Genomic DNA, 3,850 nt, shown 5'->3' on the forward strand with positions numbered 1-3,850 from the left:
GGTGCTGCCCAGCAACGCCGCCGCCTTCGACCCGAACGCGGCGACCAGCTTCCTGCCCTTCGGCGGCCACGCGGGACCCGGCGGACCCGGCGGCCCCGGACAGGGCTACGGCGCGCCGGGGCCGAACGCCGACCCGACGTCGGTCATGCCGCCCGTACCCCCGGGGGAACCGGACGGCCCGCACCCCTGGCAGAGCCAGCTCCAGGCCGCCAGGGACCGCAACGAACAGACCCAGGTCCAGTACCTCGACCCCAGCCAGGACCCGCTGCGCCGCCGCCCGCACCGGCCGCAGCCGCCGCGCCAGCAGCAGCCGCCGGCTCCGCCCGCGAACCGGCAGGCGTCTTCACAGGGATACCCGCCGCCGCAGCAGCCGCAGTCACGCCGGCAGCAGCAGCAACAGCAGCCTCAGCAGCAGCGGTACGCCCCGCCGCCCCCGCAGCAACAGCAGTACGCGCCGCCGCAGCCGCCGCCCCAGCAACCGGCCCCCCGGCAGCCGCGTGAGCCCCGCCAGCCCCGCCAGCGCACCGCCAACCCGATGCGCATCCCAGGCCTCGGCTGCCTCAAGGGCTGTCTCTTCACCCTCGTGGTGCTCTTCGTCGCCGGCTGGCTGGTCTGGGAGCTGACACCGCTCCAGGACTGGATCGGCACGAGCAAGGGCTTCCTGTCGACGATCGGCGACGGCATCTCCAAAGTGACGGACTGGTTCTCGAGACTGACGGATTCGACCGGCACGCAGTGACCCTTTCGAGGGCAATACGGCGGCGCGGACACCCCAGAAGCACACTTTTCGCCCCACGGAGGTGCGGGCGTGTCCCGGCCTGGGCACTGAACACCCCGATTGCCGCGTACTTTGTGGGGCAACGCCAGCCGCTGAGGGAGCAGTCTTGGCACGGAATATCGGCAGCCGGTACACCGCCCACCAGATCCTGGGGCGGGGCAGCGCCGGCACGGTGTGGCTCGGCGAGGGGCCCGAAGGCCCCGTCGCCATCAAGCTGTTGCGCGAGGACCTGGCGTCCGACCAGGAGCTCGTCGGGCGCTTCGTCCAGGAGCGCACGGCCCTGCTCGGGCTCGACCACCCCCGGGTGGTCGGCGTCCGCGACCTCGTCGTGGACGGCAACGACCTCGCGCTGGTCATGGAGTTGGTACGCGGCACCGATCTGCGCACCCGTCTCGACCGCGAGCGCAGGCTCGCCCCCGAGGCGGCCGTCGCGATCGTCGCCGACGTCGCCGACGCCCTCGCGGCCGCCCACAAGGCCGGGATCGTGCACCGCGACGTCAAGCCGGAGAACATCCTGCTCGACATGGAGGGGCCGCTCGGCCCCGGCGGCGCGCACCCGGCGCTGCTCACCGACTTCGGCGTCGCCAAGCTGATCGACACCCCGCGCCGGACGAAGGCGACCAGGATCATCGGCACCCCGGACTACCTGGCGCCCGAGATCGTCGAAGGGCTCCCGCCGCGCGCGGCCGTCGACATCTACGCGCTCGCCACGGTCCTGTACGAACTGCTCGCCGGCTTCACCCCGTTCGGCGGCGGCCACCCCGGCGCCGTCCTGCGCCGGCACGTCACCGAGACCGTCGTGCCGCTGCCCGGCATCCCCGACGAGCTGTGGCAGCTGCTCGTCCAGTGCCTGGCGAAGGCGCCCGCCTCCCGGCTGCGCGCCTCGGAACTCGCCGCGCGCCTGCGCGAACAGCTCCCGGGACTCGCGGGCATCCCGCCGCTGGACGTGGACGAACCGGACGGCGAACCGACCGAGCAGCCGTACGACGAACCGCGCCCCGGTTCCCCCGAGGAGCCGCGCCGCCGGGGCGCGGTCCCGCTCGTGCCCGGAGCCGCACCGGACTCCAACCGGGACACCCACACCAGCATGCGCGTCCCGGCGCCCGACGAGCTGGCGGGCGGCGCGCGCGGCACGGCCCGCGCCCCCCGGTCGCCGAGCCTGCGCAAGCCGGGCGCGGCCCGGCACAAGGCGGAGACCGTACGCAAGCGCCGGATCACCCTGGCGGTGGCGGCGGTCCTGCTGGCGGCGGCTCTCGGCGTGGGCGGCTGGATGGCCGCGAGCGGCGGCGGGGACGGCCCCCCGCAGGATTCCAAGCGGACGACGTCCCCGGAGCCGTAGCCGGAGCCGTAGCCGTGGACCGCCCCCGCGAGCCCGCGGGGGGAGGGTTCGCGCGCTCAGCCGTTACGCTGGACCCGTGGCAGTCGTCGATGTATCCGAAGAGCTGAAGTCCCTCTCCTCGACCATGGGGTCGATCGAGGCCGTCCTGGACCTCGACAAACTGAGGGCCGACATCGCTGTTCTCGAGGAGCAGGCCGCGGCCCCGTCCCTGTGGGACGACCCGGAGGCCGCGCAGAAGATCACCAGCAAGCTTTCGCACCTCCAGGCCGAACTCCGCAAGACGGAGACCCTGCGCGGGCGCATCGACGACCTGGAGATCCTCTTCGAGCTCGCCGAGGGCGAGGACGACGCCGACGCGCTCGCCGAGGCCGAGGCCGAGCTGGAGGCGGTGCGCAAGGCGCTGGACGAGATGGAGGTCCGTACGCTCCTTTCCGGCCAGTACGACGCCCGCGAGGCGCTCGTCAACATCCGCGCCGAGGCGGGCGGGGTGGACGCCGCCGACTTCGCGGAGCAGCTCCAGCGGATGTACCTGCGCTGGGCCGAGCGCCACAACTACGGTACGGAGATCTACGAGACGTCCTTCGCGGAGGAGGCCGGCATCAAGTCGACCACCTTCGCGGTGAAGGTGCCGTACGCCTACGGCACGCTCTCCGTGGAACAGGGCACCCACCGCCTGGTCCGTATCTCGCCGTTCGACAACCAGGGCCGCCGCCAGACGTCGTTCGCCGGCGTCGAGGTGCTGCCGGTCGTGGAGTCCAGCGACCATGTCGAGATCGACGAGTCCGAGCTGCGCGTGGACGTGTACCGCGCCTCGGGCCCCGGTGGCCAGGGCGTCAACACCACCGACTCGGCGGTGCGGATCACCCACGTACCGACCGGCATCGTGGTCTCCTGCCAGAACGAGCGGTCGCAGATCCAGAACAAGGCGAGCGCGATGAACGTGCTCCAGGCGAAGCTGCTCGAACGCCGCCGCCAGGAGGAGCAGGCCGAGATGGACGCCCTCAAGGGCGACGGCGGCAACTCCTGGGGGAACCAGATGCGTTCGTACGTCCTGCACCCGTACCAGATGGTCAAGGACCTGCGGACGGACTTCGAGGTCGGTAATCCGCACGCGGTGCTGGACGGGGAGATCGACGGCTTCCTCGAAGCCGGAATTCGCTGGCGCAAGCAGCGCGAACGGTAAAACGCGCTTTGTCGACACGGTAACTGCCGCCCCAGGGGCGGCAGTTCCCTTTTGTGTCACAGTTGCGTGCGCATGCCCGGGACATCTGGCGTGAATGCGGTCATCGCGCGCGCAACGGCCTTGACGCGTATATGGAAAGTGGGAAGGCTGCCCGTGGCATGCGTATTCCTGGGGCGCGTGTGACCGGGGGCGGACCAGACGTACCCCCCGCGCGGCCGCTGCCCCGGACGCTGCACCTCAACGAATCAGCTACTGGGGGTAGCAAGCAGATGACCAAGAAGACACGCGTTCGCGTGGCACGGATCGCGGCAGGCGCGGTGATCGCCGCCGGCGCGTCACTGACCGTCGCGGGCGTGGCCCAGGCCGCAGGTGCGGGTGTGACCGTAGACGCCGGTCTCGGTATCGGCAACGACGGAGACCCGGGAGGCGTCGACGGCGGCGGCGACCCGGGCGGCGTCGACGGCGGCGCCGAGCAGGGTGGCGCTGCCGCGGTCGGTGGCGGTGAGCAGGGTGGTGCCGCTGCCGTTGGTGGTGGCGAGCAGGGTGGTGC

The 3,850-nt window shown here is 72.2% G+C and carries 3 protein-coding genes and 1 pseudogene; 3 read left to right on the forward strand and 1 reads right to left on the reverse strand.

Going from position 1 to position 3,850, the window contains the following annotated elements; genetic code table 11:
* From GT042_RS15815 to prfB, 3 genes and pseudogenes are all read left to right on the forward strand, one after another.
* A pseudogene (locus GT042_RS15815) lies at nt 1-739 on the forward strand (serine/threonine protein kinase); the annotation flags it as partial.
* Between the two features lie 145 nt (nt 740-884).
* Complete coding sequence (locus tag GT042_RS15820) at nt 885-2,117, forward strand: serine/threonine-protein kinase (protein WP_161309354.1); 1,233 nt, start codon at nt 885-887, stop codon at nt 2,115-2,117.
* Between the two features lie 76 nt (nt 2,118-2,193).
* Entirely contained in the window at nt 2,194-3,300 is a 1,107-nt protein-coding gene (gene prfB, locus GT042_RS15825) for a peptide chain release factor 2 (protein WP_161309355.1), read from the forward strand.
* A 335-nt stretch (nt 3,301-3,635) separates the two neighbouring features.
* Here prfB and GT042_RS39860 read toward each other — a convergent pair.
* A partial coding sequence (locus GT042_RS39860) for a hypothetical protein (RefSeq protein WP_161309356.1) occupies nt 3,636-3,850 on the reverse strand: 215 nt, incomplete at its 5' end.

The sequence above is a fragment of the Streptomyces sp. SID3212 genome (assembly GCF_009865405.1).
GTDB lineage: Bacteria > Actinomycetota > Actinomycetes > Streptomycetales > Streptomycetaceae > Streptomyces.